This is a genomic window from Streptomyces sp. NPDC045998 (assembly GCF_056430285.1).
Genome location: NZ_JBWKLJ010000006.1, coordinates 328,066 through 349,754, shown reverse-complemented (window position 1 = coordinate 349,754; position 21,689 = coordinate 328,066). Strand labels below are relative to the sequence as shown.

Sequence of the window (21,689 nt, the reverse complement as noted above, 5' to 3'; positions counted from 1 at the left end):
CCCTTCCTCCTCTCTCCCCCCCCCCCCCCACACTCCCCTTCTCTCCTCCCCCCCCCCCCCCCCCCCCCCCCCCCCCTCTCCCCCCCCCCCCCCCCCCCCTTTGGGTCCCCCTCCCCCTTCCCCCCCCCGCTGGGGCGAGGGTGCCGGAGGGTCAGGGGAGCAGTTCGTCGAGGGCGGCCTTGCCCTTCTCGGCCAGCCGGCGTTCGGCCCAGGCCATGTTCTTCGGGTTCACGTCACGCCCCGAGGCGAGGACCAGGTCCTCCGCGGTGAATTCGCCGCTCTCGGCGCCGCTGTGCAGCAGCTTGTCCGGCGTGACGCGCTCTCGCTGGGAGGTCGAATCGGGCTCAGCGTTCATGCCGCCTCCTTGTTCGTCCTGCAGTCATTGTCGTCGCCGGGTACCCCGAACGCATCCCCTACACCCGGGGCACCGCCGCTGTCTCGGAGAAGTCGAACCCGCGGTGTGCGACATCTTGACGCCGGCCCGCCCGACCCCGAGATTGGGAGCGCTCCCACACACGTCCACCGACCGTCCCCACTCCCCCGAGGAACGCAGCGTGTCGCATCAGCAGCCCCATCGAAAACGAACCGCCCGTCTCGCCGCCGCCCTCGCCGGGCTGCTGGCCGGGGCCCTGGTGGTCCCCGCCGGCGCGGCCGAACCGGCCGAGGACGTCCCCGAACTGATCGCCAACGGCGACTTCTCGAACGGCACCACCTCCTGGTGGTGGACCGCGGGCAACCCGGCCGCCGTCGTGGACGGGCGCCTGTGCGCCGAGGTCCCCGCGGGCACGGCCAACCCCTGGGACGCGATCATCGGGCAGAACGCCCTGCCCCTGACCGCCGGCCAGGGGTACGCGCTCAGCTATACGGCGACGGCGACGGTCCCCGTCACCATCCGCGCCAACGTCCAGATGGCGACCGAGCCGTGGACCGCGGAGCTCGGCGCCGCGCAGCCCGTCGGCCCCACGGCCGCCCGCGTCACGCACACCTTCACGGCGAAGGCCGACCACACGGCCGCCCAGCTCGCCTTCCAGATCGGGGGCAGCGCGGCGGCGTACACCTTCTGCGTCGACGACGTCTCCCTGCGGGGCGGCACGCAGCCGCCTCCGTACGAGCCGGACACCGGCTCCCCGGTGCGCGTCAATCAGGTCGGCTACCTGCCCCACGGCCCCAAGAGCGGCACCGTCGTCAGCGACGCCACCGAACCGCTGACCTGGACGCTCACCGACGCCGGCGGGACGGCCCGGGCGAGCGGCACGACCACCCCGGCCGGGGTGGACCCCACCTCGCGGCAGCACGTCCACACCTTCGACTTCAGCGCGGTGACCACCGCCGGTGAGGGTTACACGGTCACCGTCGCGGGTGACCGGAGCGAGCCGTTCGCGATCGGTGACCGCCTGTACTCCTCGCTGGTCACCGACGCGCTCGCGTACTTCTACCACAACCGCAGCGGCATCGAGATCGACGCCGGCATCGTCGGCCCCGCGTACGCCCGCCCGGCCGGGCACCTCAACGTGAGCCCCAACCAGGGCGACGACGACGTGCCGTGCCAGCCGGGCGTGTGCGACTACCGCCTCGACGCGACGGGCGGCTGGTACGACGCCGGCGACCACGGCAAGTACGTCGTCAACGGCGGCATCTCCGTGGCCCAGCTGATGTCGGCGTACGAGCGGACGCTGACCGAGCCGAGCGCGGACGGGGCACCGTTCGCGGACGGCAGGCTGCGGCTGCCCGAACACGGCAACCGCGTCCCGGACATCCTCGACGAGGCCCGCTGGGAGATGGACTTCCTGATGCGCATGCAGGTCCCGGCGGGCGAGCCGCTGGCCGGCATGGTCCACCACAAGCTGCACGACAAGGCGTGGACCGGTCTGCCCACTCCCCCGCACACCGACCCGCAGCCGCGCGAACTGCACCCGCCGACCACCGCGGCCACCCTCAACCTGGCCGCCACGGCCGCCCAGTGCGCCCGCCTCTTCGCCCCGTACGACAAGGTCTTCGCCGCCCGGTGCCGCACGGCGGCGCTCACCGCCTGGCACGCCGCCAAGGCCCACCCGGACGTCCTGGCCGACCCGGACGACGGCACGGGCGGCGGCGCCTACCCCGACGACGACGTACGCGACGAGTTCTACTGGGCGGCCGCCGAGCTCTTCCTGACCACCGGCAAGGACGTCTACCGCCAGGAGGTGCTGCGCTCCCCGCTGCACGGCGACACCGACGCGGTCTTCCCGCGCGGCGGCATGTCCTGGGGCGCGGTGGCGGGCCTGGGCGCGCTCGACCTGGCCACCGTGCCGAGCAAGCTGACCGCCAAGCAGCGCACGGCGGTACGGGCCATGGTGACGCGGGCGGCGGACGGGTACGCGGCCGACTCCGCGCGCACCGCGTACGGCCTGCCCTACGCGCCGCCGGACGGCCACTACGTGTGGGGCTCCAACAGCCAGGTGGCCAACAACATGGTGGTCCTCGGCACGGCCCACGACCTGACGGGCCGGAGCGTCTACCGGGACGCCGTGCTGCGCGGCCTGGACTACCTCCTGGGCCGCAACCCGCTCAACCAGTCGTACGTGACCGGGTACGGCGAGCGGGACTCACACAACCAGCACCACCGCTTCTGGGCCAACCAGCTCGACCCGTCCCTGCCGAACCCGGCACCGGGCTCGCTGGCGGGCGGCCCGAACGACGCCATCCAGGACCCGGTCGCGCAGGCCAAGTTGAAGGGCTGCGCCCCGGCGATGTGCTACCTCGACGACATCGAGTCCTGGTCCACCAACGAGATCACCATCAACTGGAACGCCCCGCTGGCGTGGGTCGCCGCGTACGTCGACGGCCTCGGCGGCGGCGCGGCGGCGCACACGCAGTAGGTCCCGTCAGCGTACGAGGGCGGCGGCCTCCCTCAGGGTGAGGTCGCCGCCCTCGGCGTGGGCGCGGGCGTAGGCCGCCTCGTCGAGGACCGCGCGCAGCTCGGTCTCGGCGCGGTCCCGCACCTCCCTCTCGGCGTCGACCGGGAGGTGGCGGAAGCCCGTACCGGAGGCCACCGTGACGTGCCGGTCGTACGCGCCCAGCAGCCGGGCGCCGTCGCGGGGGTCGCCGTGGTGGGCCATCGCCCAGGCGGCGGTCGCGAACTGGGCGAGGATCATGTGCGGGGCGACCACATAGGCCAGGGTCTCCAGCAGGCCTACGGCGCGGGCGAGGCGGCGGCGGGCGGCCGCGTGGTCGCCGTCGAGGCAGTCCAGCCAGGCGTGCAGGCCGAGGAGCATCCCGGTGAACATCTCCGCCGTGGCGGGGGTGAACTCCTCCTCGATGAGCCGCAGCTGGTGGCGCGCGAGCGGGACGCGGCCGGTGCGGCCGTAGTGCTGGGCGAGCAGGAGCCGCGCGGTGGAGACGGTCTCGACGCTGTACGTGCGGGCCGTCTCGGCGGCGTCGAGCAGCAGGCGTTCGGCGCCCTCGCGCTCGGCGGGCGTGGTGGCGAGGCGGAGCCGTACCGACGCGAGTCGGGCCTGGAAGACGGCCTGGCTGTGCGCGCCGACCCGCTCGGCGCGGGCCAGGGCCCGCTCGAAGTCGCGGGCGGCCTCGGCGTACCGGCCGGCGCGCTCGTGGGCCTCGCCGCGCGCGGAGAGCGATTCGGAGGCGCCCCACAGGTCGCCGGCCGCCTCGAACCGGGCGAGGGCCTCGTCGGCGTCGGCGTACCCGTCCGGGAGGATCTTGGCGCGCATCAAGAGGGCGAAGCCGAGGTCCACGTCGTCGCCGTGCACGCGGCAGCACTCCACGACGGCCGCCATGGTGTCGGGGATGCCCCGGAACTCGCCGAGGAGCATGCGGACGAAGAACCACATGGCCCCGGGCTGGCGGCTGTTCTGCGGCAGGCCGGGGCGGTACGCGTCGGCGATGGCCCGCATGTACGCGTGGTTCTCGGGTTTCTCCAGGGCGGCGGTGCCCTGGCTGCCGTCGGAGGCGAAGACCAGCAGGCGCACGCCGCGCCGCGCCTCCCACAGCGTCTCCTCGTCCCAGGGGGGCGGCGCCTCGGTGCAGCGGGCGAGCATCGGCACGGCCGGACGGACGGGCGGCAGGAAGGGGTCGGGGCCGAGGGCGGCGACGGCCGCCGACCAGACGCGGGCGTCGCTCTGGTGGCCGCGCAGCTGCCAGAACCAGTTGAGGGAGAGGGCCAGGCAGAGGCCCTCCTGCTCCTCGCCGAGTTGGACGGCGGTGCGCAGGGCGGCGCGGAGGTTGTCGTGCTCCGTCTCGAAGGCGTTCAGCCACTCCGTCTGGCGGGGGCCGCGCAGTTCGCGGTCGCCGGTGCGGGCGAGTTCGCGCAGGGCTCTGAGGTGGCGGCGGGCGGTGGTCTCCCGCTCCCCCGCCTCGTCGAGGCGGGCGGCGGCGTAGTCGGCGACGGTCTCCAGGAGCCGGTAGCGCATGGTGCCGTCGTTCGCCGGGGCGGCGACGACGAGGGACTTGTCGACGAGGGAGGTGAGGCGTTCGAGGGTGTCGGGCTCGGCGCAGACCTCCTCGGCGAGGGGCAGGGAACAGCCGCCGGAGAAGACGGCCAGGCGGCGCAGCACCGCCCGTTCGGCCGCGTCGAGCAGGTCCCAGGACCAGTCGACGACCGCGCGCAGGGTCTGCTGGCGGGGCAGCGCGGTGCGGCTGCCGCCGGTCAGGAGGCGGAACCGGTCGTCGAGGCGGTCGGCGATCTGGCGGGGCGTCAGGGCGCGCAGGCGGGCGGCGGCCAGTTCGATGGCGAGGGGCAGGCCGTCGAGGCGCCGGCAGATCTCGGCGCAGGCGTCCGGGTCGTCCGCCACGTCGAACCCGGGACGGGCCGCCGCGCCCCGCTCGGCGAGCAGCCGCAGCGCCGCGTCCTCGGGAAGCGGCTCGACCGGCCGTACGGCTTCGCCGGGGACACCGAGGGGCTCGCGGCTGGTGGCGAGCACGGTGACGCCGGGGCACGCGGCCAGCAGGGTGTCGGCGAGGCGGGCGGCGGCGCCGATGAGGTGCTCGCAGTTGTCGAGCACCAGCAGCAGGCGCCGCCGTCCGCAGTGTTCCAGGAGGTGGGCGAGCGGGTCGCGGCCGCGGCCGTCGGCGCTCCAGCGGAGCGGCTCGCGCGCGCCGAGGGCGGTCAGGACGGTCTCGACGACGGCGTCCTCGTCGCGCACGGGGGCGAGTTCGGCGACCCAGACGCCGTCGGGCCAGGCGGTGGAGTCCGCGGTTTCGAGGGCCAGCCGGGTCTTGCCGACGCCGCCGGGGCCCAGGAGGGTGACCAGGCGGTGGTGGCGGATCTCCTCGACGAGGGCGGCCAGTTCGGTGTCGCGGCCGATGAAGGAGGTCAGACGGGCGCGCAGGTTCCCGGGCGGCGCGGGCGGATGTGACCCGCGCCGGGGGTCCCGCTCCGGATCCGGGTCGCGGTCCGGTGCCGGCTCGCGCTCCGGCTCCCGCCGTGGCTCGTCGTCGGCGGCCAGCAGCTCCGCGTGCAGGGCCCGCAGTTCCGGGCCCGGCGCGGTGCCGAGGCGCGCGGCGAGCACGGCGCGGACGTCCTCGTACGCCTGGAGCGCCTCGGCCGGGCGTCCGGCCGCGCGCAGCGCCCGGATCCGCAGCGCGGCCAGGGGCTCGTCCAGCGGCCGGTCCGCGACGAGCTCGGCGAGGCCCGGCAGGGCGTCCTGCGGGCGGCCGAGCGCGACCTCGGCGGCGAGGCGGTCCCGGCGCGCCTCGGTGTGCCGCAGCCGCGCCCGTACGGCGAGGGGGTCGCGGTCCCGGCCGGGCAGGTCGGCCAGCGCGGGCCCCCGCCACAGGCCGAGCGCCTCGTCGAGCAGGCGGGCCGCGGCGGCCGGGTCGCCGGCGGCGAGGGCGGCGGCGCCGTCGGCGGCGAGCCGCTCGAAGCGGAACAGGTCGATGTCGTCGGGCTGGGCGACGAGCCGGTAGCCGCCCGGCTCGGAGCGTACGGCGTCCCGGCCCAGCGCCCGGCGCAGCCGCCCGACGAGGGCCTGGAGCGCGGCCGTCTCGTCGGCGGGGAGGGCGTCGGCGGGGTCGTCGTCCGGCCAGACGTGGGCGGCGAGCCCGGTGACCGGAACGGTCCGACCGGCGGCGGCCGCGAGCGCCGTGAGCAGCGCCCGCAGCCGGGGCCCCGCGAGCGGGGCCTCGGTGCCGTCGGGGCGGAGCGCCTGGGTGGTGCCGAGGACGCGGTAGCGGTAGCCGTGGCCGTGTGTCACCGGATCATTGTCTCCCCCGGACCACGGCCGGGGCGGCCGCGGTGCGGGGGGGCCTGGGTGGCCTGGCGTTACCGGTAGGTGATGTCCGAGGCCGTGTAGCGGCAGTAGGTGCCGTCGGGGCCGCTGCCGGTCTGGACGGGTTCGGCGCCCGTGTTGTTGCCGGTGTAGCGCACGCACGGCTTGATCTTCCTGCTGCTGTCGCCGTGGATGCGGATGTTGCGCAGGGTGGCGGTGTCACCGTAGTTGGTGTTGATGCCCGCGATGGTGGAGCCGGGCGCCGTGACGTCGACGTTGTCGATGACGATCGTGCGCTTGTACTGGGTGGAGCAGTTGCCGCAGGAGCGCACCAGCTTGCCGAACTCGGCGACCTGGAAGCCGGTGATGGTCAGCTTGCCCGCGCCGTTGAACTGGAAGACCTTGTCGGAGGCCTTCTTCGCGCCGCCGCCGGTGACGGTGTACACGGCGCTCGACGAGGAGGACCGGAAGGTGGCGGCGTCCTCGCCGACGTCCTCCCACCAGACGTTCTGCAGCGTGCAGCTGCCCAAGCAGTGGACGCCGTCGGCGGCCGGGGAGCCGAGGACGACGTTCTTGAGGACGGCGCCGTCCTTCAGCCGGAACAGCGGGGCCTGGCCCTCGTCCTGTCCGCCGTCGCCGAGGTCGCCGGTGCCGTAGTGGCGGGCCATGCCGCCGTCGTAGGTGCCGGAGAACTCGATGGTCGCCGGGACGGGCTTGCTGCCGTTGGGCGTCGGCCAGGCGGCGGCGGCACCGGCGGGGGTCGGTGTGAGGACGGCCGCGAGGGCGGCGGCGGTCAGTACGGCCGCGCCGGCGAACGCCGTACGGCCACGGCGGCGGGTGTCGTGTCGGCTCATGGGGGTCCCGTTCCTTCGGTGTGGGGGTGAGACCTTTCGCCTGCAGGTCGCCGCCGGGGGAGGAAGGGTTGCCGCCCGGGACCGGCGGATTTCAAGACCGCTGCGATATGCAAGCCAGCGGGCCTCTGACCTGCATCGGTACACACCCCGACCGCTGAAGCACTCAGGATGGCCCATGTGTGGCCCACAGCCCTTTGCAAGCGAGGCCGAACGAGGCATGCCGAGGTAGACCGACACCCGCTTTAGGAGTTCGATCCGAGCCCGCCGCGGCTGCTGCGGGAGCCTCGTGCGACGGCCGGACAGAGAGGCTGGTGTACGTTCCCGTCCGCGTTGTTGATGTCAGCCATGGATGTCAGATGCCTCTGCTCCGTGGCTCGACACGAAACAGTCAGGGGCGGTCATAGCAGTTTCCTGGGAGTTTTTGAGGGAGGCCGAGTATTAGGTGCGCTTGATGACGTTGCTCTATCCGGCTGCGGTGCAGCTGCCGCAGCCTCGCGAATGCGGGCGAGGTTGTGGCAGGCGTCGAAGGTGTCTGGGTGGTTGCGGCCTAGGACCCGTTCCCGGTCGGCCAGGACCCGCTCGGCGAGGTTGAGGGCCTCCTGTACCAGTCCGGCAATGCCATAGGAGGCGGCGAGGTTGTTGCGGGCGTCAAGGGTGACAGGGTGGTCAGGACCCAGGACTCGTTCAAAGTCGGCTAGGACCCGCTCGCCAAGGTCGAGGGCCTTCTGAACTAGTCCGGCAGTCGAGCACCTGACTGCCGACCGGATCCGCAGGGCTCTGCGGACGTCGCCGGAGAAGGGGCGGTGGCTGCGCGAGACGTTGCAGGCTGGGAGGGCGGCGTGAGCGGCATCCCCATTGGAGTTCACGCAGGTTCCCCGAGACGTACCTCGGTCGCATCAGCGCAAGTACGCAGGTGAGCACCCTGCACCGGGCGAATCAGCGAGCGTACGAGGCTCTCGCATTCACGGGCGGATTCCGCGAGCAGAGCCATGGATGTGCCCGTGATGCGGGAACTCAGAAGTCGCGCGTCAGGCAATCCACGCCTCACCGTGTCGATGCCGGTCCAACCCCACTGCTGAGAACTCGTCCTCGCCAGCGCTTGCCACTACACCCAACCGCCGCAGCGCTTGAGAGATCGGACTGCCAGCAGGCGGAAAGGGCTGTCCCTCCTCCACGTGGAGCGGTCCCAGCACGATGCTGCCGCCGTTCCACACGGCAGCCCGCTGCTCGCCTTCGCCGCCGAAGTACTCAGCTTCCACGTAGGCCACCGGCCCACCGGCTGACCAGGCAGCAAGGGTCTTTTCGAACCCTCCTGGCAACCTCCAGAACCCCAACGTGCCGACGCCGCTGCCCTCTGCGACCGAATCGAACAGCGCGTCCGTCATCGGCATCAGTGAGAGACCCTGTCCGATCGACGCCAGCCGGGCGGCAGGCAGGTCCCGTGCCGCGCCACGCAGCGCCTCCCCATCAGCGATCACTGCTCGCAGGTCGTAGCCCATCCCAAAGCCCCCTCCAGATCGGAGGCCCCATCTTGTCTCACACGGCGAGGCGGAACCCGCGCGGTACCCCCGCTCAGAACCACCCCACCCCCAGCAAGTTCTCACCGGACCACCGTGCAGATCCCCCGAACCCGCTGGTTTCGGTCTACCGGTGGCGTCTAGCTCCAGAAGGGTTGGCGACGTTCCGACAGCTTCGGGCGCAGGGCCTGCGCCCGGGCGGCCAGGACGTCGCCGCCCAGCTCGAACGGCCCCGCCGTCGGCGCGGCCCGCTCGTCACCTACCTCTACCGGGTCGACCTGGCGAAGCCGGTCCGGCCCATGACCCCGGCGAAGCGGGCGGCGCTGGAGCGCGCGAACCCTGCCCGCCGCATCTGCCCGGAGTACGGCCGCGATGTCGGGGTGAACGCAGAGGGCGGGCCCCCTCGATGGTGCCCGCCCTCTGACCTGCTACTTCTCTGAGTCGGCGGGGGGTGTGGGATTTGAACCCACGGTGACATCGCTGCCACGACGGTTTTCCACGCCGTTACGGGGTGAAGTCGCCGCGCACGGTGGCCTCGTGGCCGTCATCCGCCGTGGCCGTCACGGCGTCACGGTCGCCGGTGGCGTCGCGCTCGCCCTCGGTGTGGTGGTACTGGGCGGTGAAGCGTCGTCTCCGGGCGGTGCGGTACGGCCGGGCTTTAGCGTCCAGATGTGCTGGACGGCGCCGTTCTCCTCGCGTACCGAGACGACGAAGTCCCGGACGGGCAGGGTCCGCCAGTGGCCGGTGTTCGTGACGCCGCCCATCTGGGCTAAGGCGAGGGTGACGGTGAGGGCGGTGAACGGCCGGGGCGTGTGGAGGGTGGCGGTGCTCTGCGCCCAGAAGCGGTTGCGCTGTCGGGTGAGGGCGCCGTCCGCGCGCAGGCCCTCGGCGGGCGGTGCGGCGCCCGTCGCGGTCCGTGCGGGGCCTCGCCCTGGAGCACGGTGGCCGTGGTGTGGCCGCCCGCGGCGAGGACCGCCGCGACGGCGGCGCCCGCACTGGCGATCTGCATCCGACGCGCGCCCGCCGTGCGGGGCCGGCAGGCGCGGCAGGTAGCGGCGGGCGGCGGGGCGGACATGCCGCGGGTGACGCGGGCGAGGATGCGGGCGCGGTCCGGCTGGTGGGCGTAGGCCGCGTGGCGCAGTAGGCGTTTCAGGTCGTCCACTGTTCCCGCCCTTCCACGAGCCGCGCCGCGGCCCTGCTGCCGAGCAGCTGTTCCAGTTGGGCCATCGCCCGGGAGGTCTGGCTCTTCACCGTGCCGACCGAGATGCCGAGGCTGAGCGCGGTGTCCCGTTCGGAGAGGTCGAAGGAGTGCCGCAGGACGACGCAGGCGCGCTTGCGGAACGGCAGCCGGCGCAGGGCGCCCTGGACGTCGACGACCGCCGGTACGTCGGGCTCGTCGGTGTGGTCGCCGCGCTGCGACCAGAACAGCGCGACGCGGCGGCGTTCGCGTACGGCGCTGCGGATGCGGCTGCGGGCGAGGTTGGCGACGACTCCCCTGGCGTACGCGCCCGGGTGGTCGGCGGCCCGGACGCGGTCCCAGCGGTGCCAGAGGGCGAGCAGCGCGTCGGCGGCGAGGTCGTCGGCGGCGTCGGCCTCACCGGTCAGCAGGTGGGCGAGGCGGGCGAGTTCGGCGTAATGGCGCTCGAAGAACGCGTGGAACTCGGCCGCGGCGAGGCCGTCGTCCCCGCCGCGGTGCCGCGCGGCCGGAGGTCCGCCGTCGGCCGCGGGGCGCTCCGCCGGCGTGCGTCGCCCGGTGTGCGCCTCCGGTGAGGGGCCCATGCCGCCTCACCCCCCGAAGGCGGTGCCGGGCAGGCCCGCGCCCGCGTCCGGCAGGACGAGGAGCGATCCGGCCAGGGGGTGCGGGCGGGGCAGGCCGGTGCGGGCGGTGGTGATGTAGAGGTCGCGCAGGCCGGGGCCGCCGAAGGCGCAGGCGGTGGGGCGGCGCACGGGCAGTTCGACGGTGCGGTCGAGGCGGCCGTCGGGGGTGTAGCGGCGCAGCGCGCCGCCGTCCCAGAGGGCGACCCAGACGCAGCCGTCGGCGTCGACGGTCAGGCCGTCCGGGAAGCCGGCACCGGGCTCGACCGTGGCCAGGGGGCGGCGGTCCACGACGCTCTCGCCGTCGACGCGGCAGACGTCGATCCGGCGCGTGGGGGTGTCGATGTAGTACATGCGCGTGCCGTCCGGGCTCCACCCGGTGCCGTTGCTCACCGACACGTCCGGGAAGACGACGGCCGCGGTCCCGTCGGGCGCGATGCGGGTCAGGGTGCCGCCGCCGGGCGCCTCGTCGTAGCGCATGGTGCCCGTCCACAGGGCGCCGTCGGGTGCCACGGCGGCGTCGTTGCCGCGGCGCCCGGCGACGGGGTCGTGGAGGAGCCAGCGGAACACGCCGCCCGCGTCGTACAGGCCGATGCCGTCCCGCAGGTTGACCACGAGTCCGCCGCCGGTGCGCGGCTTGGCGGCGCCGACGTGCTGACCGGTGGTCAGGACGGTGCGGCGGCCGCTGCCGGGCGCGTAGGTGTGGACGCGGGAGCCGAGGATGTCGACCCAGACGAGCCGTCCGGCCGCCGGGTCCCAGGTGGGGCCCTCGCCGAGCTCGGCCCGCTCCCGTACGGCGACGTCGAGCCCGGGCGCGCGGGTCACCGGGTGCCGCCGCGGTGGCCGAGGCTGACGGAGAGGTCGTCGGCGCCCTTGGCGGCGAGTTCGGCGAGTTCGGCCTCGCGCTGGTCGCTCCAGCGGATCATCGGGACGGAGACGGACAGCGCGGCGACGACCCGGCCGGCGCTGTCGCGTACGGGCGCGGCGACGCAAGCGACGTCGGGGTTGGACTCCCGGTGCTCGGTGGCGATGCCGCGCGCGCGGATCGCGGCGAGTGCGGCGCGCAGCTCGTCGGGGTCGGTGAGGCTGTTGGGGGTCATGGCCACCAGCTCGCGGCCGGCGATGCGGCGGTCGAGCTCGTCCTCGGGGAGGGCGGCGAGGAGCATCTTGCCGACGGAGGTGCAGTGGGCCGGGAGCCTGCGCCCGGCGGCGGAGACCATGCGCACGGCGTGCGTGGAGTCCACCTTGGCGATGTAGATGACGTCGAGGTCCTCGAGGATGGCGACGTGCACGGTCTCGTCGCAGGTCTCGGCGACCTCGCGGGCGACGCGCTGGCCCTCGGCGGCGAGGTCGAGCTGTTCGGCGTACCGGCTGCCGAGCTGGTAGGTGCGCACGCCGAGGCGGTAGCGGCCCGGCTGGTCGGCGACGGGCACCAGGTACGCGCGGGCGGCGAGGGTGGTGAGCAGCTCGTGCACGGTGGTGCGGGGCAGCTGGAGCCTGCGGGTGACCTCGGGGGCGGAGAGGGTGCCGTCGCCCTCCAGGAACAGCTCCAGGATGTCGAGCGCTCTGGTCACCGCGGGGACGAGACGGCCCATTCCGGCCACCCCTCTCTTCGTTCGAAACTCCGGCATGTGGCCGGTATGACGAACACAGGCTAACCACAGGCCACTTCGACGGGCAACGGCCGTGCGTCACCCATTGACACCTCCGGAGGGACTGCATACGGTCACGCCAAGATTTCGAACGTGTGACGAAATCTCGAACGCGTCGCATGACGCGGAGCCAACGCACCGAACGCACCGAACGACCCGGAAGGGCAGAAGGGCGGCCACTGCCGTGCGCATCACCGGCATCAGTACGCATGTCGTCGGGACCCCCTGGCGCAACCTCACCTATGTGCTCGTGCACACCGACGAAGGGCTCACCGGCGTCGGCGAGACCCGCATGCTCGGCCACACCGACGCGCTGCTCGGCTACCTGAGGGAGGCCGAGGCCAACCACATCGCCGGCTCCGACCCGTTCGCGGTGGAGGACCTCGTGCGGCGGATGAAGTACGGCGACTACGGCCGCGCCGGCGAGATCGTCATGTCGGGCATCGCGGTGGTCGAGATGGCGTGCTGGGACATCAAGGGCAAGGCGCTGGGCGTGCCGGTCTGGCAGCTGCTCGGCGGCAAGGTGACGGACCGCGTCAAGGCGTACGCGAACGGCTGGTACACCACCGAGCGCACCCCGGAGGCGTACCACAAGGCGGCGCAGGAGGTCGTGGCGCGCGGCTACCGGGCGCTGAAGATCGACCCGTTCGGCACCGGGCACTTCGAGCTGGACGCGGAGCAGTCGCGGTACGCGGTGTCGTTGATCGAGGCGGTGCGGGACGCGATCGGCCCGGACGCGGAGCTGATGCTGGAGATGCACGGGCGGTTCAGCCCGGCGACGGCGGTGCGGCTGGCGAAGGAGATGGCGCCGTTCGCGCCGGCCTGGCTGGAGGAGCCGGTGCCGCCGGAGAACCTCAAGGCGCTGAAGAAGGTCGCCGAGAAGGTGGACCTGCCGGTGGCGACGGGCGAGCGGATCCACGACCGGATCGAGTTCCGCGAGCTGTTCGAGTCGCAGGCGGCCGACATCATCCAGCCGGACCTCGGGCACATCGGCGGCATCCTGGAGACGCGGAAGCTGGCGGCGACCGCCGAGACGCACTACATGCTCGTCGCCCCGCACAACGTCGGCGGCTCGGTGCTCACCGCGGCCTCCCTCCAGCTGGCGGCCTGCACCCCGAACTTCAAGATCCTGGAGCACTTCAACGACTTCGCGGACGCGGAGATCAAGAAGGTGGTGAAGGGCGCCCCGCAGGTGGACCCGGCCACCGGCTGCTTCGAGGTGTCGCACGCGCCGGGCCTGGGCGTGGAGCTGGACGTGGACGCGGCGGCGGAGTTCCCGCAGCAGAAGGCGCGGTTCGACCTGTGGGCCGAGGGCTGGGAGAAGAGGGCCCCGAAGTGAGCGGGCCGCCGCGCAGCCGCGCGCTGGTCGTCGACCGGCCGGGCGCGCACCGGCTGGTCGAGCGCGACGTGCCGGAGCCCGGTCCCGGCGAGGTCCTCGTCCGGGTCGCCGCCGCCGGGATCTGCATGAGCGACCGCGAGGTGTACGACGGCCACCGCGACGCCGCGTACGTGCGCTACCCGGTGATCCCGGGCCACGAGTGGTCCGGCACCGTGGAGGCCGTCGGCGCGGGGGTGGACCCGGGGCTGACCGGCCGCAAGGCGGTCGCCGAGGGGTTCCGCGCCTGCGGCCGGTGCGAGCGGTGCCGGTGCGGCGAGACCAGCCTGTGCACCGGTGGCTACGCCGAGACCGGCTTCACGGAGCCGGGCGCGTTCGCCGACCACGTCGTCGTGCCGGCGCGGTTGCTGCACCCGCTGCAGGACGACGCCGACCTGCGCGCGGCGGCCCTGCTGGAGCCGTCCGCGGTGATCGCGGCGGCGGTCCGGACCGGGCGGCCGCACCCCGGTGAGCGCGTCGCGGTGGTGGGTGCGGGCACCCTCGGGCTGCTCGCGGTGCAGCTGCTGGCCGCCTCGTCGCCGGCCGAGCTGACGGTGATCGACCCGCGGGCGGCGCGCGGCGAGCAGGCGCTGCGGTTCGGGGCGGGCGAGGCGCTCTCCCCGGAGGAGGCCGAGGCGCTGCGCGGGCGGTTCGACCTGGTGGTGGAGACGGCGGGCGCGCCGTCGACGGCCGCCGCGTCGTGCCTGCTGGCGCGCCGGGGCGGGCGCGTGGTGCTGACCGGGATGTTCACGCCCGGCGCGGTCGGCATCGACCCGGTGCACCTGTCGCTGAGCCAGCTGGAGATCCGCAGCGTCTTCGGCGCCCCGTCGTCGGCGTGGTGCGACGCGGTGCGGGCCTTCGGGCTCGGGCTGCTCGACCCCGCGCCGCTGATCACGCACGAGTTCCCGCTGGAGCGGTTCGCGGACGCCGTCGCGCTGGTCGGCGGCGGCGACGCCAAGACCGGGAAGGTGCTGCTGCGCCCGTAGCCCCGCCTCCCGCTGTGCCGTACGGCGGTACGGGGTGCGCCTGACGGCCCCCGTACCGCCGTACACCCCACGTACCGAATGGCGTTCGACATCCCGAACGCATGGAACCGAGGAGTCCCGTGACCGCCCCGTCCCTCCCCCGGCGCCCCGGCGCCGACGCCCTCGCCTCGATCGGCCATCCGGCCCCGGCCGTGGAACCGGCCGACGCCTCGCCGCACGCCTTCCCCGACGGGGGGCTGTGGCGCACCGAGATCCCGTCGGTCGAGGGCCCGGAGGCCCTGGCCTCCGTCCTCAAGGAGAGCTCCCGGCTGCACGTGCCGGTGCACCGCGTCAGCCAGGGCAGCGGCGTGTGGATGCTCACCGACGCCGAGATCACCGACATGGTGGAGTCCTGTGCCGAACGCGACATCGAGCTCTGCCTGTTCACCGGCCCGCGCGGCACCTGGGACATCGGCGCGGGCACCCGCACCGACTCCGGTGGCGCCGGGCTGCGCGCCCGTGGGCACGACGCGCTCGCCGGGTGCGTGGAGGACGCCCTGCGCGCCGCCTCGCTCGGCGTGCGGTGCCTGCTCGTCGCCGACGAGGGCGTGCTGTGGACGCTGCACCGGCTGCGCGAGGCCGGGGAGCTGCCCGCGGACACGACCTTCAAGCTGTCCGCGCTGACCGGCCCCGTCAACCCGGCCTCGTACGCCGTCTACGAGCACCTGGGCGCGGACTCCCTCAACGTGCCGTCCGACCTGACCCTGGATCACCTCACCGAGATCCGCCGGGTCAGCCGCGCCCCGATGGACATGTACGTCGAGGCGCCCGACGACCTCGGCGGCTACATCCGCATGTACGAGGTGGCCGAGCTGATCCGGCGCGGCGCCCCGCTGTACCTGAAGTTCGGCCTGAGCCGCTCCCCCGGCATCTACCCGTACGGCGCCCAGCTGCGCGACACCGCGCTGGCCACCGCCCGCGAGCGGGTGCGGCGGGGCCGGCTCGTGCTGGACCTGCTGGCCCGGCACGGCGCCGACGGCGGGATGTCCCCGCTCGGCGCGCGGCTGCCCGGTGAGCTCCGCCGCTTCCCCGCCCCTGCCCCCGCCCCGGTCCCGGAAGGCGACTGATCCATGCGCGTACCCCGTATCACCGCCGCGGCGGCGCTCGCCGCGCTGCTCGCCGTCTCCGTCACCGCCTGCGGCCAGGAGGCCCGCGGCGGCAGCCGCTACAAGCCCGCCGGCGGCAAGGGCGGCGTCATCGGCCTGGCCATGCCAACCAAGGCGTCGGAGCGGTGGATCGCCGACGGCGAGAACATGGCGGAGCAGTTCGAGAAGGCCGGTTACGAGACCGACCTCCAGTACGGCGACGACAAGGTCGAGAACCAGATCGCCCAGATCGAGAACATGATCACCAAGGGGCGCAGGCTGCTGGTGGTCGCCGCGATCGACGGCTCCGCGCTCACCGAGGTGCTCCAGCGCGCCGAGGACGCGGGCATCCCCGTGATCTCGTACGACCGCCTCATCATGGGCAGCGAACACGTCGACTACTACGCGTCGTTCGACAACGAGCGGGTCGGCGAACTGGAGGCCCGCTACATCGTCGACCGGCTGAAGCTGGGCGAGCCCGCCGCCAAGGGCGCCTCGTACAACATCGAGCTGTTCGCCGGGTCGCCGGACGACAACAACACCACCTACTTCTGGAACGGCGCCATGAAGGTGCTGAAGCCGTACCTGGACTCCGGCCGGCTGGTGGTGCGCAGCAAGCAGACCCGGATGAACCAGGCGACCACCCTGCGCTGGGACGGTGGCACCGCGCAGAAGCGGATGGACGACCTGATCAGCAAGAACTACGGCGAGGAGCGGGTGGACGCGGTCCTCTCGCCGTACGACGGGATCTCGATCGGCGTCATCTCGGCGCTGAAGAGCGCGGGTTACGGGGCGAAGGGGCGGCCGCTGCCGATCGTCACCGGACAGGACGCGGAGCTGGCGTCGGTGAAGTCGATCCTCCGGGGCGAGCAGACGCAGACCGTCTTCAAGGACACCCGCAAGCTCGCCGCGCAGGCGGTGAAGATGGGCGACGCGGTGCTGAACGGCCGCACGCCGGAGGTCAACAACACCCGCGACTACCACAACGGCAAGAAGGCCGTGCCGGCGTACCTCCTCGACCCGGTGAGCATCGACAAGTCGAACACCGATCTCCTCGTCCGCGAGGGGTACTTCACCGCCGGGCAGCTGCGATGAGCGGGCGACCGGTCCTGGAGATGCGGGGGATCACCAAAACCTTCCCGGGCGTCACCGCGCTCTCGGACGTGAACCTCACCGTGCGCGCCGGGGAGGTCCACGCCATCTGCGGCGAGAACGGCGCCGGGAAGTCGACGCTGATGAAGGTCCTCAGCGGCGTCCACCCGCACGGCTCGTACGAGGGTGAGATCCGCTTCGAGGGCGAGCCGGTGGCCTTCAAGGACATCCGGGCCAGCGAGCGGCACGGCATCGTGATCATCCACCAGGAGCTGGCCCTCGTGCCATACCTGTCGATCGCCGAGAACATCTTCCTCGGCAACGAGCGGGCCAGGCGCGGCCTGGTCGACTGGACCGCGACGCTGCGCGAGGCGAGCCGGCTGATGAAGCGGGTCGGGCTGCGCGAGGCGCCGCAGACCCCGGTCGCCGACCTCGGCGTGGGCAAGCAGCAGCTGGTGGAGATCGCCAAGGCGCTGGCGAAGGAAGTGAGGCTGCTCATCCTCGACGAGCCGACGGCCGCGCTCAACGACGAGGACAGCGCGAAGCTCCTCGACCTCATCCTGGAGCTGCGCGCGCAGGGCGTCGCGAGCATCGTCATCTCGCACAAGCTGAACGAGATCCGGCGCGTCACGGACGCGGTGACGATCCTGCGCGACGGCCGCACCATCGAGACCCTGACGGTCCGCCGCACGCCGGACGCCGCACCGGAGCTGTCGGAGGACCGGATCATCCGGGGCATGGTCGGCCGCGACCTGGACCAGCGCTTCCCGGAGCGCACGCGGTACGAGGGCGAGGACGCGGGCCGGGTCGCGCTGAGCGTCCGGGGGTGGACGGTCCGGCATCCGGCCGACCCCCAGCGCCTGGTCGTGGACGACGTGTCGCTCACCGTGCGGCGCGGCGAGATCGTCGGCATGGCGGGCCTGATGGGCGCGGGCCGCACCGAGCTCGCGATGTCCGTCTTCGGCCGGTCGTACGGCGGCTACGTCGCCGGGACGGTCGAGGTGAACGGGCGCGAGGTGGTCACCGGCACCGTGCCGGCGGCGATCGCGGCGGGCATCGCGTACGTCACGGAGGACCGCAAGCGGTACGGGCTGAACCTCATCGACACCGTCCACCGCAACATCTCGCTGGCGTCCCTGCCCGGGATGCGGCGCCGGGGCGTGGTCGACGAGCACCACGAGCGCCGGGTCGCCGAGGGGTACCGCACCACGATGAACATCAAGGCGCCGACGGTGTTCGAGGAGGTGGGACGGCTGTCGGGCGGCAACCAGCAGAAGGTCGTGCTGAGCAAGTGGATCCACGCCGACCCCGAGGTGCTGATCCTCGACGAGCCGACGCGGGGCATCGACGTCGGCGCCAAGTACGAGATCTACACCGTCATCGACCGGCTGGCGGCGCAGGGCAAGGCGGTGCTCTTCATCTCCTCCGAACTGCCGGAGCTGCTGGGGATGTGCGACCGGATCTACACGATGGCCGCAGGACGGCTGACCGGTGAGGTCGCCCGTGCCGACGCCACCCAGGAAGTCCTGATGCGCCAGATGACCATGAACAGAAGCTGAGGCACCGCCATGACGACCACGACCACTCCCCCGCGTCGCCGGCCACAGGACACCCCGTCGCAGCCGTCGGCGGGCGCGCTGCTCCTGCGCGGCCTGCGGGGCAACATGCGCCAGTACGGCATGCTGATCGCGCTGGCCTTCATCATCGTGCTGTTCCAGATATGGACCGACGGCACGCTGCTGCTGCCGAACAACGTCTCCAACCTGATCCAGCAGAACGGCTACATCCTCATCCTCGCCATGGGCATGATGATCGTCATCATCGCCGGGCATATCGACCTGTCCGTCGGCTCGCTGGTGGCCTTCGTCGGCGCCATGGCGGCGGTGATGATGGTCAGGCACGACCTGCCGTGGGTGCTCGCGCTGGTGCTGTCGCTGCTCATCGGGGCGGTGGCGGGCGCGTGGCAGGGCTTCTTCATCGCCTACCTCGGCATCCCGTCGTTCATCGTGACGCTGGCCGGCATGCTGCTCTTCCGGGGCCTCACCCAGATCGTGCTGGAGGGCCAGTCGATCGCCCCGTTCCCGGAGGGCTTCCAGAACCTCGCCAAGGGCTTCATCCCGGAGATGGGCCCGTACACGCAGTACCACAACCCGACGCTGCTGCTCGGCCTGGCCGCGGTGGTCCTGCTGCTGCTGCGCGAGTGGCGGGGCCGCCGGCGGCAGCTCGCCCACGAGCTGGACGTGATGCCGTTCGGCCTGTGGGCGGCGAAGTGCACGGCCGTCACGGCGGCGGTCGTGGCGTTCACGCTGACGCTGGCGAGCTTCCACGGCGTGCCGGTGGTGATGCTCATCATGTGCGCCCTGCTGATCGGCCTCGGCTACGTGATGCGCAACGCGGTCATCGGGCGCCATGTGTACGCGCTCGGCGGCAACAAGGCGGCGGCCACGCTGTCCGGCGTCAAGGACAAGCGCGTCACCTTCCTCGTCTTCGTCAACATGGGCGTCCTGGCGGCGCTCGCGGGCTGCGTGTACGCGGCACGGCTCAACGCCGGCACCCCGCAGGCGGGCCTCAACTTCGAACTGGAGGCCATCGCCGCCTCCTTCATCGGCGGCGCCTCGATGAGCGGCGGCGTCGGCACGGTGATGGGCGCCGTGATCGGCGGCCTGGTGCTCGGCGTGCTCAACAACGGCATGTCGCTGGTCGGCATCGGCACGGACTACCAGCAGGTCATCAAGGGCCTGGTGCTGCTGGCGGCGGTCGGCTTCGACGTCTGGAACAAGCGCAGGGCAGGCAAGTAACCCCACTCCCCGGAGCCTGGAGGCCACGGATGGACACGAGCAGACGTACGGTACTGGCGGCCGCGGCCGCCGCGGGACTCATGGCGGCGGCGGGGTCCCCCGCGTACGCCTCGGAAGGCGGCACACCCGTGAAGGAACTGTTCGGCACCCTCCCCGACGGGACGAAGGTGTACCGATGGACGGTGGAGAACGGCGGCACGCGGCTGAGGGTGCTGTCGTACGGCGGCATCGTCCAGTCGCTGGAGATACCCGACCGGCGCGGCCGGTACGCCAATGTCTCCCTCGGTTTCGACAACCTCGGCGACTACCTCTCCTCGACCACCTTCTTCGGCGCGCTGATCGGCCGGTACGGCAACCGCATCGCGGGCGGCCGCTTCACCCTCGACGGCACGACGTACCGGCTGTCCGTCAACGACGGCCCCAACAGCCTGCACGGCGGGGCGCGGGGCTTCGACCGGCGCGTGTGGGACGTCGAGCCGTTCACCGGGCCCGGTGGCGTGGGGCTGGTGCTGCGGTACGTGAGCGCGGACGGCGAGATGGGCTACCCGGGCACGCTGCGCACGACGGTCACGTACACCCTGACCGGGCGGGGCGACTGGCGGATCGACTACGCGGCGACCACCGACCGGCCGACCGTGGTGAACCTGACCAACCACACCTACTTCAACCTCGCGGGCGAGGGCAGCGGCTCCGTCCTCGGGCACGAGCTGCGGCTGGCCGCCTCCCGCTACCTGCCGACCGACGCGACGCTCATCCCGACCGGCGAGCGCGCGCAGGTGGCCGGCACGCCGTTCGACTTCCGGCGCGCCAAGCCCGTCGGCGAGGACATCCGCACGGCACACGAGCAGCTGGTGACGGCCAAGGGGTACGACCACAACTGGGTCCTCGACAAGGGCGTGACCGCCCGTCCCGAGGCCGTCGCGACGCTGCGCGACCCGGTCTCGGGGCGGGCGATGCGGATCGCGACGACCGAGCCGGGCGTGCAGTTCTACTCCGGGAACTTCCTGGACGGCTCCCTCGCCGGCCCGTCCGGGCGCGTCTACCGGCAGAGCGACGGGCTGTGCCTGGAGACCCAGCACTTCCCCGACTCGCCGAACCGGCCGGAGTTCCCCTCGACGGTGCTGCGGCCGGGCGAGACGTACCGCTCGACGACGGTGCACGTCTTCTCGGCGCGCTGATCACGCCGGTGCGGCGGCGTGCGTGACGCGGAGCTTCGACTGGCCGTGGGGCAGGGCCTCCCAGTCGTCCATGAAGCGGGCGGCGAGGCCGTGCTTCGCGGCCAGCCGCGTCAGGGTCTCCGTGCGGTAGTAGAAGTCCTCGCCGAGGACCTGGTGCTCGGTGGTCTCGGTGCGGTCGTAGGTGAAGTCGAAGAAGCCGCCGGGGGCGAGGATCCGGCCGACGTGGGCGAGGCACTCGTCGATGACGTGCAGCGGGGAGTGGGAGAAGACGCTGTGCGCGTGCACCACCGTGAAGGCGCCGTCGGGGAGGAAGTCGAGGCGGAGGTCGTTCACCGGGGTGAGGTAGGGCATCTTGTCCTGCAGCCCGTACTGGACGAGGGTCTTCTTCGCCTCGATGAGGATGTCGGGCGAGATGTCGACGCCGTAGTAGTGGCCGGGGTTCAGGTGCTGGATGAACCGCCATCCGGCGCGCAGGTTGCCGCAGCCGATCTCCAGCAGCCGGTCGTCCGGCCGCAGCCCGTGGGACATCAGGTAGTCGAACTGCAGCTGCCCGAGGGCCAGCCACCGCTCGCGTGACGCGACACCGCCGACCGCCGCCTCCGGGCTGCGGGCGGTGTCGGACGCCATCACCGCCCGGTAGTAGGCGATGTGGTCGCCGCCGTGCCGCAGCCGCAGCAGGGTGTCCCGCCCGGCGCGGCGCAGGTACGGCACCACGCGCGCGGGGTTGCGCAGGGCGTAGCGCACCTTGTGGCCGAGGCGGGCCCGGTTCGCCGTGAGGCGCGAGGGGGGCCGGGACGCGGGCGTGGACACGGGTGCGGGTACGGGTGTCGTGCCGGTTGCGGTGCCGGATGTGGGTGTGGACGCGGGTGTGTGCTGCATGGCGGCCTCCGTGCCATCCGTGCCTACCGTGGCTTTCACCGCTCAGCATCCGCGCGCAGGCGCGCCGGAGGCGGCCGGTCGCCGCCGGAAACCACCGTCTCACCCGTTCGTGAGGGTCCATTGGGCCGACTGCCGTTCCGGCGTGGTGGCGCGGCCGCTCCCGCCCGAGCGTGGAGGGGACAGGCCGGGGAGACGGTCCCCCGCGTCCCCCGC

General features: G+C 73.0%; 19 protein-coding genes. 9 read left to right on the top strand and 10 right to left on the bottom strand.

Features of this window, described 5'->3' with window-relative positions:
* Positions 1-151: 151 nt before the first annotated feature.
* On the bottom strand, positions 152-355 hold the full coding sequence (locus AC07FJ_RS20240; RefSeq protein WP_355368254.1) for a hypothetical protein: 204 nt from the start codon (positions 353-355) through the stop codon (positions 152-154).
* 199 nt (positions 356-554) lie between these two features.
* Here AC07FJ_RS20240 and AC07FJ_RS20235 point away from each other — a divergent pair, with 199 nt between their 5' ends.
* On the top strand, positions 555-2,858 hold the full coding sequence (locus AC07FJ_RS20235; RefSeq protein ID WP_479050714.1) for a glycoside hydrolase family 9 protein: 2,304 nt from the start codon (positions 555-557) through the stop codon (positions 2,856-2,858).
* Positions 2,859-2,864: 6 nt separating this feature from the next.
* On the opposite strand, the gene AC07FJ_RS20230 is transcribed toward AC07FJ_RS20235, so the two are convergent.
* The 4 genes from AC07FJ_RS20230 to AC07FJ_RS20215 all read right to left on the bottom strand — a co-directional run bounded on the left by AC07FJ_RS20230 (position 2,865) and on the right by AC07FJ_RS20215 (position 8,559).
* The gene (locus tag AC07FJ_RS20230; protein ID WP_479050713.1) at positions 2,865-6,191 is read right to left on the bottom strand and encodes an AfsR/SARP family transcriptional regulator; all 3,327 of its coding nucleotides are present in this window, start codon (positions 6,189-6,191) and stop codon (positions 2,865-2,867) included.
* Between the two features lie 68 nt (positions 6,192-6,259).
* Positions 6,260-7,060, bottom strand: coding sequence for a pectate lyase (locus AC07FJ_RS20225; RefSeq protein ID WP_361425096.1), 801 nt, complete (start codon positions 7,058-7,060; stop codon positions 6,260-6,262).
* Between the two features lie 398 nt (positions 7,061-7,458).
* Complete coding sequence (locus tag AC07FJ_RS20220) at positions 7,459-7,926, bottom strand: tetratricopeptide repeat protein (RefSeq protein ID WP_479050711.1); 468 nt, start codon at positions 7,924-7,926, stop codon at positions 7,459-7,461.
* A gap of 162 nt (positions 7,927-8,088) precedes the next feature.
* Positions 8,089-8,559: a hypothetical protein gene (locus AC07FJ_RS20215; protein ID WP_479050709.1), complete on the bottom strand. Its 471-nt coding sequence runs from the start codon at positions 8,557-8,559 to the stop codon at positions 8,089-8,091.
* Between the two features lie 134 nt (positions 8,560-8,693).
* On the opposite strand from AC07FJ_RS20215, the gene AC07FJ_RS20210 reads away from it, so the two are divergent.
* The gene (locus tag AC07FJ_RS20210) at positions 8,694-9,017 is read left to right on the top strand and encodes an RRQRL motif-containing zinc-binding protein (protein ID WP_479050857.1); all 324 of its coding nucleotides are present in this window, start codon (positions 8,694-8,696) and stop codon (positions 9,015-9,017) included.
* Between the two features lie 120 nt (positions 9,018-9,137).
* Here AC07FJ_RS20210 and AC07FJ_RS20205 read toward each other — a convergent pair whose 3' ends face one another.
* From AC07FJ_RS20205 to AC07FJ_RS20190, 4 genes are all read right to left on the bottom strand, one after another.
* On the bottom strand, positions 9,138-9,341 hold the full coding sequence (locus AC07FJ_RS20205; RefSeq protein ID WP_479050707.1) for a hypothetical protein: 204 nt from the start codon (positions 9,339-9,341) through the stop codon (positions 9,138-9,140).
* Between the two features lie 385 nt (positions 9,342-9,726).
* Positions 9,727-10,356 (bottom strand): SigE family RNA polymerase sigma factor, encoded by a 630-nt coding sequence (locus AC07FJ_RS20200; protein ID WP_479050705.1) that lies wholly within the window; start codon positions 10,354-10,356, stop codon positions 9,727-9,729.
* Positions 10,357-10,362: 6 nt separating this feature from the next.
* On the bottom strand, positions 10,363-11,217 hold the full coding sequence (locus AC07FJ_RS20195; RefSeq protein WP_479050703.1) for an SMP-30/gluconolactonase/LRE family protein: 855 nt from the start codon (positions 11,215-11,217) through the stop codon (positions 10,363-10,365).
* Positions 11,214-11,987 (bottom strand): IclR family transcriptional regulator, encoded by a 774-nt coding sequence (locus tag AC07FJ_RS20190; RefSeq protein ID WP_361425105.1) that lies wholly within the window; start codon positions 11,985-11,987, stop codon positions 11,214-11,216. Before AC07FJ_RS20190 ends, AC07FJ_RS20195 begins: the two co-directional genes overlap by 4 nt.
* A 241-nt stretch (positions 11,988-12,228) precedes the next feature.
* Here AC07FJ_RS20190 and AC07FJ_RS20185 point away from each other — a divergent pair, with 241 nt between their 5' ends.
* From AC07FJ_RS20185 to AC07FJ_RS20155, 7 genes are all read left to right on the top strand, one after another.
* Entirely contained in the window at positions 12,229-13,383 is a 1,155-nt protein-coding gene (locus tag AC07FJ_RS20185; protein WP_479050701.1) for a mandelate racemase/muconate lactonizing enzyme family protein, read from the top strand.
* Complete coding sequence (locus tag AC07FJ_RS20180; RefSeq protein ID WP_479050699.1) at positions 13,380-14,405, top strand: zinc-dependent alcohol dehydrogenase; 1,026 nt, start codon at positions 13,380-13,382, stop codon at positions 14,403-14,405. Before AC07FJ_RS20185 ends, AC07FJ_RS20180 begins: the two co-directional genes overlap by 4 nt.
* A 101-nt stretch (positions 14,406-14,506) precedes the next feature.
* The gene (locus AC07FJ_RS20175) at positions 14,507-15,511 is read left to right on the top strand and encodes a hypothetical protein (RefSeq protein ID WP_479050697.1); all 1,005 of its coding nucleotides are present in this window, start codon (positions 14,507-14,509) and stop codon (positions 15,509-15,511) included.
* A 3-nt stretch (positions 15,512-15,514) separates the two neighbouring features.
* Positions 15,515-16,624, top strand: a complete 1,110-nt coding sequence (gene chvE / locus AC07FJ_RS20170; RefSeq protein ID WP_479050695.1) for a multiple monosaccharide ABC transporter substrate-binding protein — start codon at positions 15,515-15,517, stop codon at positions 16,622-16,624.
* Positions 16,621-18,180 (top strand): multiple monosaccharide ABC transporter ATP-binding protein, encoded by a 1,560-nt coding sequence (mmsA, locus tag AC07FJ_RS20165; RefSeq protein WP_479050693.1) that lies wholly within the window; start codon positions 16,621-16,623, stop codon positions 18,178-18,180. Before chvE ends, mmsA begins: the two co-directional genes overlap by 4 nt.
* Before the next feature lie 9 nt (positions 18,181-18,189).
* Complete coding sequence (gene mmsB / locus AC07FJ_RS20160) at positions 18,190-19,419, top strand: multiple monosaccharide ABC transporter permease (RefSeq protein ID WP_479050691.1); 1,230 nt, start codon at positions 18,190-18,192, stop codon at positions 19,417-19,419.
* Between the two features lie 29 nt (positions 19,420-19,448).
* The gene (locus AC07FJ_RS20155) at positions 19,449-20,597 is read left to right on the top strand and encodes an aldose epimerase family protein (RefSeq protein ID WP_479050689.1); all 1,149 of its coding nucleotides are present in this window, start codon (positions 19,449-19,451) and stop codon (positions 20,595-20,597) included.
* On the opposite strand, the gene AC07FJ_RS20150 is transcribed toward AC07FJ_RS20155, so the two are convergent.
* The gene (locus AC07FJ_RS20150; protein ID WP_479050687.1) at positions 20,598-21,476 is read right to left on the bottom strand and encodes a class I SAM-dependent methyltransferase; all 879 of its coding nucleotides are present in this window, start codon (positions 21,474-21,476) and stop codon (positions 20,598-20,600) included.
* Positions 21,477-21,689: the final 213 nt, after the last annotated feature.